5 protein-coding genes are annotated in these 6,366 nt (G+C 61.4%); 2 read left to right on the top strand and 3 right to left on the bottom strand.

The window, feature by feature from the left end:
* Window positions 1-567: chymotrypsin family serine protease (locus ON00_RS20715; RefSeq protein ID WP_169313356.1), on the top strand; the 567-nt coding region annotated here is incomplete at its 5' end.
* Between the two features lie 363 nt (window positions 568-930).
* Here ON00_RS20715 and ON00_RS18735 read toward each other — a convergent pair.
* Complete coding sequence (locus tag ON00_RS18735; RefSeq protein WP_010408833.1) at window positions 931-1,407, bottom strand: Lrp/AsnC family transcriptional regulator; 477 nt, start codon at window positions 1,405-1,407, stop codon at window positions 931-933.
* Between the two features lie 151 nt (window positions 1,408-1,558).
* On the opposite strand from ON00_RS18735, the gene ON00_RS18730 reads away from it, so the two are divergent.
* Window positions 1,559-2,377 (top strand): EamA family transporter, encoded by an 819-nt coding sequence (locus ON00_RS18730; RefSeq protein WP_245535648.1) that lies wholly within the window; start codon window positions 1,559-1,561, stop codon window positions 2,375-2,377.
* Window positions 2,378-2,599: 222 nt separating this feature from the next.
* Here ON00_RS18730 and ON00_RS18725 read toward each other — a convergent pair whose 3' ends face one another.
* Both ON00_RS18725 and ON00_RS18720 read right to left on the bottom strand, forming a co-directional pair.
* Window positions 2,600-3,151 (bottom strand): GNAT family N-acetyltransferase, encoded by a 552-nt coding sequence (locus ON00_RS18725; protein WP_010408831.1) that lies wholly within the window; start codon window positions 3,149-3,151, stop codon window positions 2,600-2,602.
* A 41-nt stretch (window positions 3,152-3,192) separates the two neighbouring features.
* Entirely contained in the window at window positions 3,193-5,886 is a 2,694-nt protein-coding gene (locus tag ON00_RS18720; RefSeq protein WP_007406879.1) for a TonB-dependent receptor plug domain-containing protein, read from the bottom strand.
* Between the last annotated feature and the right edge of the window lie 480 nt (window positions 5,887-6,366).

The following is a 6,366-nucleotide window of genomic DNA, read 5'->3' as shown; positions in this document are numbered from 1 at the left end:
AACGGCGACATCAATGAATGTACGCGAGGCTTTAACGTCAAACAAACCAACGGCTCGCTCTATGGCGTGACGACCGCAGGCCACTGCGAGAATAATGGCAGGGATGAAACCACCGGGGTTTCACTCGCATTTCGCCAAGAATGGGTGTCAAACGGCGTGGATAGCCAGTGGCACACATTCTCCGGCGGAAACAACTATCTGGTTGTTCCGAAGTTCTATAACGGTGCTGGGGTCGTTACCGTCACTGGAGCGCAAGGTGTCGCGCAAGGGCAGTATATTTGCAAGTATGGCCGATCGACAGGTCAGACATGCGGTTACACCGACCCATACACCTATACGGATAGTTACGGTGCCTTCTATAGAATGAACAGTAACTCGACCTATCCGCGGCAGAGCCTTGAAGGCGATAGTGGTGGCCCGGTCTTCACCGGGTCGATTGCGCTCGGACAGGTTCACGGACGTGACGGGGGAAATCCGACGCCCGGCCCTGTCACTAACATGTATTTCACCCCGCTGACGGCTTGGGCACCGAACAACGTGACGGTCGGTGTTACCTGCTACTGCTGACGCTCCAAATTGAGCCGTCGTTGAAAGATTAAACAGGCGGAGACTGGCGCCGCTTTCTCGATAGGCGAGGAAGCGGCGCGCTATTAAGGCCCGCCCACGCATGAGTATATAGCGGCAGCCCCAAAACTTGCCGACGAGTTGCCGCAACCAAAATGACCTGTGAGGAGGCCGTTCCGGGAAAGGCGTCCATCAGGCTTGTGGCACGCTACAAAGTAATCAGAAAAACGACCGGGGCTGTTGAAAAATGCGCCGCTGGTGGCTGGGTCCGGTTGGGGGCGGAATGACACCCCAACGCGTAGCGATCCCGTCTCGCATGGGATGGCTAATTGGGAAAGCTCAGGCTCAGCTTAGGCCGGTCGCGGTTCATGGAGCGGCAGGTGCCTTTACCGCATCAAGGACGACAAGCGTCCGGTAGGTCGATACCGCATCGTTGTCGGCGAATAAGGAACGTGCGAGCACTTCATAGCTCGCCATGTCCGGCACGCTGACAATCAGGACGAACCCGCCATTGCCAGTGACGTAATAGCATTGCTGTACTTCGACGGTCTGGCGGAACAGCGCCTTGATTGGTTCGACCAGCTCGGAGCGATCATTTACGAGATGAACTTCGACCACGATGGCGATCCGAGGTCCTTCAAGCGTCGGCGAAACAATCGCCACGTTAGCGATGATCGTGCCATTAGCTTCCATTGCGGCGATGCGCCGCTGCACTGCGGCCGGCGAGAGGTTCACCCGCTCGGCAATCGTTCTTTGAGGCGTGCGATTGTCACGCCGAAGGATGTCGAGGATCGCCCGATCGAAGCGGTCGAGTGGATTAGTCCGATAATTTGTCTCGCTCATCAAGCCCCCCGTGAGTGGATGTCTCGTGCGGTAAGCCGAAGTTAAGCGCTCGCCTCACCCAAATGAGACTATAACCCACAAGATGATTGATGCAGCACCCGCCACCTCCAATCGTCCGTCTGCCCCAATGATCGGCGCAAGCGCCGTCTTGGTGTCCTTGGTCGCGCAGAATGTTGGCGCTGCCTTTGCCAAGCACCTGTTCCCGCTGGTCGGCGCTTACGGCACCACAGGCCTGCGCATCGCTCTGGCGGCGTTGCTGCTTTTTGCACTGCGGCGACCGTGGCGGAGGCGGCCCTCTCGCGCCATGCTGTCGGCGCTCATTGCCTATGGGGCGATGCTCGGGTCGATGAACCTGCTGATCTATCAGGCCTTCGCTCGCCTCCCCATTGGCATCGCGACCGGAATCGAGGTGCTTGGACCGCTGATGGTGGTGCTCTGCGGGTCACGATCGCGGCGAGACATTGTCTGGTTCGTCGCGGCGGTGATCGGCCTTGTGCTGCTGTTGCCGCTTCGCTCGGGCGCGGCGCTCGATCCGATTGGATTGGTTTTTGCAGGCGGCGCGGCGACCTGCTGGGCGCTCTACATTGTTTATGGGAAGCGCGTTTCCGGCGCACTCGGTGGGGATGCGGTCGCTTGGGGAATGATAGTCGCAGCCGCCATTTCCGTGCCGATTGGCGCGGCAACGGCAGGCTCTGCCTTACTGGCACCGTTGGTCCTAGCTGTCGGTTTCGCCGTGGCGATCCTGTCGAGCGCCTTGCCCTACTCGCTGGAAATGGAGGCGATGCGCCGGTTGCCGTCCCACGTCTTCGGCATTCTGCTCAGCGCTGCACCAGCTGTTGCGGCGCTGGCCGGCTTTGTCGTTCTGGGGGAGGTGCTGACGCCACTTCAATGGTTCGCTATTCTGCTCATCATGGCAGCGTCTTCAGGCAGCGCGGTATCGGCCACCAAGCAACCCGCCCTGACCATCTAATGCGGCGAGCGGGAGGCCCCCGTGCCGTTCCCGATTGGGAACCCCAGCCAGGATCACAGAAGGTGAGGGAGGGCACTTCACCTCTCGGGCGGCACCATTTCCCAAAACCTGTTCCCGATTGCGCTTTCTCGAAATGGACACCTGGCGACGGGGTTATGGGACTGGGGTCGTGTCGCCAAAGTCCTGAGTTCCGAGCGTCTCGTATGTCGCTATTTTGCGACATCACTGCAGTGACTTGCCCATCCGGACTAGCGGTACCGACACGCCATCTGCTGCTGCTGCAGCGATCGGCGCCTCCAGTCGCCGGTATCCGCACGCCGTGTAGAGCGGCTCCCCCGCCAGCGTAGCCATCATCTCTGAGCGAACGAAACCGGCGGTGCGCGCGGCGCTCTCGCACAAGTCTAAGATCATGCGGCCGAGGCCGCGCCGAACATAGCCAGGGTCAGTGTACATCGCACGGATCCGCGCCGCATCGATCGCCGGATCGAGGCGTTCGGGCTCTCGGGCCACGATGCTCGCGTCTCCTCCGAACAGCGTCTTGCGGTAACTCCACCCGCCACAGCCCGCGATCGTGTCCCCGTCGAGCAGCATGAAGTAGGTACCATCCCGCAGCAGTTGCGTGTCCAAACCCATTACCTGATGGCTGGCACGGATCTGATCAGGTGTCAGAAAACCTGATTGCAGCTGGTCGATGGCGCGGCGGATCGTGATCTTGAGGGCGTCCAGATCGTCGATCGTGGCGGTGCGTGGAGTAAGCTTCACGTCTTGTCCCATGAGAAGCGGTGAGACGGACCGATCCGCCTCACCGCTGCTTGTCAGTACTTCACGCGCAGACGCGTATAGTAGAAGCCGCCGTTGAATCCGAAGGGGCCGCCATTTCGCGGGTATACCTGACCATCAGAGGTCCCGCCGGTTAGCGGATAGATCTGCACGGTCGCGGTCGGAGCGAGCCGATCGGGCCGTTCGTCGGTGAAATTCTGCGCACCGACTGCCAGCGTGAAATGGTCGGCAAAGGTATAGCTCAGCTCGAGGTCGGTGGTGAACTTGCCGCCGAAACGCTGATTAGGCACGCCGTTGGTCTGACCGTAATCCTGCGCACTGGTGAACGAGCTATAATAGTTCTCGCGCACGTTGAAGCTCAGGTTGTCGAGCGACCAATTGCCATTGAATACCACACGGTGCTTGGGTGCTAAATTCTCCGCATCGATCAGCTGCGCCGCGCTGATGATCCGCGTGTTGTAGTCGACGACCTTGGTATCATTGTAATTGTACGCGATCGAAAAGTTGAGCAGTGCTTCGCTCAGCGTCGTGCGCCAGGTGCCGACGACATCGATGCCGCGGGTGCGCGTCTTGAACCCGTTGGTGAAATATTGCACCTGCCCGCCGACGCCGACTGGGAGCAGAGCGGGCTGCGCGGCGAGATCGGCCGCGGTGACGATGAACGGCGAGGTGAGGCCGATGCGGTTGCGCAGATCGATCTGATAGCCGTCAACCGTGATCGTCATGTTGGCGACCGGTTCCAGGATGAAGCCAGCGCCGTAGTTGGTCGACTTCTCCGGCGTCAGATCGCTCGCGCCGTAATATTGCGCCACTGCGGTGTTGGTCGGGTAGGTGCCGCTCTGGAATGCGACGCCGTTGTTGAACGAGGTCGTCACAATCGAGACGTTGGATTGACCGGGCGAAGGCGCGTGGAAGCCGGTGCCGATGCTGCCGCGGACAGAGAAGGCGTCAGCGAATTTGTAGAGCGCGTTGACCTTACCGACCCAGGCGTCGCCGAAGGTGTTATAATGCTCGTAGCGGCCGGCTGCACCGACCGTCAGCGCTTCGGTCAGATCGGTCTCGAGCCCGACGTACAGGCCATAGGCTTTCTGGCTGAACTTGCCCGCTGTCTGCGGGCTGGTGCCGGCATAGCCGCTCGCACCGACACCCTGCGCGGCGGTCGTGCCGGAGAAGGCGTACACGCCGGGCGCGGTCTGCGTGTAGAGCCGCTGCGCGACCGCGTAAGGACCGGCGGCATAGGATTGCTCGTCTCCGGCAGTCTGCTCGTAGGTTTCCTTGCGGAATTCACCACCGAACGAGATCGTCAGTGGCGCTGCGAGCCCGAGGTCAGCGGCATAGGTGAAGTCGGCGTTGGCGTTCACTTCCTTCTGGATCAGATCGCCGAAGTCGAAACTGGTCTGGGTCGCGGGACCGAAGGAGAAGTTGGCCGAGCTGTACATCGACAGCGCCAGCTTGTTTCGCGCCCAGGTGCCCGACAAGTCGTAGCTGAAGTCGCCGCTCGTCCCCTTGTAGCCGACTACGCCGTAGATCTCTTGCGACTTGCCGACGAAGCGCGGCGTGAAGCCTGCCGGATAGAGGTTGGCGAAACGGAAGGTGTTGGTGTCGCGCACGAAGCCGCCTGCAGGGCAAGTAGCGTTGCCGGTTGGACACGGCGTCAGGAAGAAGGTGTTGTTGAAGGCGCCGTTCGCGCCCTGGTTGCGCACCACGCCATTGGTGTCGACCGCGGTGCTCGATACGGGAGCGCGGTAGTTGAAGCTCTGGTTGCCCTTACTCTCGGCGTAATTGCCGAACGCGTAGAGCTTGCTGTTGTCGGTGACGTTGATCGCGGCGTTCACCACCGATTTGAACCCGTGCATGGGCGAATTGCCCCAGATCTGCACCGGTCCGGGAAAGTTCGGCAGTTGCGACGCGAGCGCGGGGAAGTTCTGCGCGAAATTGGCCGCCGACGGTCGCGTGACACCGCGGCTGGTCTGGCCCTCGTCGACGTATTCGGCGGTTGCGCTGATGAAGCCCCAAGTGCCTTTGAGGCCGGCGTTGCCGGCGATCTGGTAGCTCTCGCCGTCACCCGCGTAGTACTGGCCCGCCCGGCCGACGATCTCGATCCCCTGATCTTCGCGCAGACCGTAGTTCAGCACGCCGGCGATCGCGTCAGAGCCATATTGCGCGGTGGCACCTTCGCGCAGCACCTGCAGGCTGCCGATCGCGAGCGAGGGGATGGCGGAGATGTCCGGACCCTGCGCACCGCGCCCGAGCCCGGTATCGCTGCCGCCGTAGACCTGCACCAGCGCCGCGCGATTGTAGCGCTTGCCGTTCAGCATGACGAGCACCTGATCGCCCGCCAACCCGCGCAGCGACGGCGAGCGCACGAAGGTGGACGCGTCGGAGATCGAGTTCTGCCCGGCGTAGAACGAGGGCACGATGTTCTTCAGCTGGTCGATCATGTTCGCCGACGGCTGTGTCGTCAGTTCGGCCGCGCTGATGACGTCGACCGGTGATGGCGAGTTGGCCAGCGTGCGATCGGTGCGTCGCGTACCGAGCACGACGATGTCGTCGCTGGGATCCGCGGAGGCGGCAGTGCCGGCCGATGCCGACGCGTCCTGCGCCGCCTCCGCTTGCGGCAGGGTCGTTGTCGCCGCAGTTGTCGTCGCGACAGGCTCCGCCGCGTGCGCGGTACCGGCAGCAAGCAGCGCGAACGCGATCGCGCCAGCTGACGTGGTATGTCTGATCATCTGATGCTCCCTTGATGAGTGGCTCTCAGGCGTCCTTCCCCATGTTCCCGTTCCCGACCGCCGATTGAGCTCGGCGCGCCGGAACGCTTGATGATCAGCCCTGCAAATGTGGCGGTGTCGTTTGCTCGCATCGCCTGAAGCAACAATGGCCGCGTCGGCACTAGACTGACAAACAGAATCTTTCGCGTCTGCGCGCTTGAGGGTATCTATGTTGCAGAATTGATACAGGTAAGTGATGTAAGGAAGCTATGTGCAAGCTGCCGCGGTGATCCGCCCTGCCACCCCCGCCGACGCGGGGTGACTACACGAAAGTGACGTATCTGCACGCTAAGGGCGAACAAATCCGGTACGATGCCAGCAGATGCTATTCGCAGGCTTTCCTGCCCCTTTTATGTGGTGCCGCCCTACGGGCGCCGATATGGGAGGGCGGCAATCCGATTGACCAACGATCGAGGTAGAACCCTGCTCGCCAAATATGTG

The organism is Sphingomonas echinoides ATCC 14820 (assembly GCF_000241465.1).
GTDB lineage: Bacteria > Pseudomonadota > Alphaproteobacteria > Sphingomonadales > Sphingomonadaceae > Sphingomonas > Sphingomonas echinoides.
The sequence above is the reverse complement of the archived record's forward strand: the minus strand, read 5'-3'. Positions and strand labels throughout refer to the sequence as shown.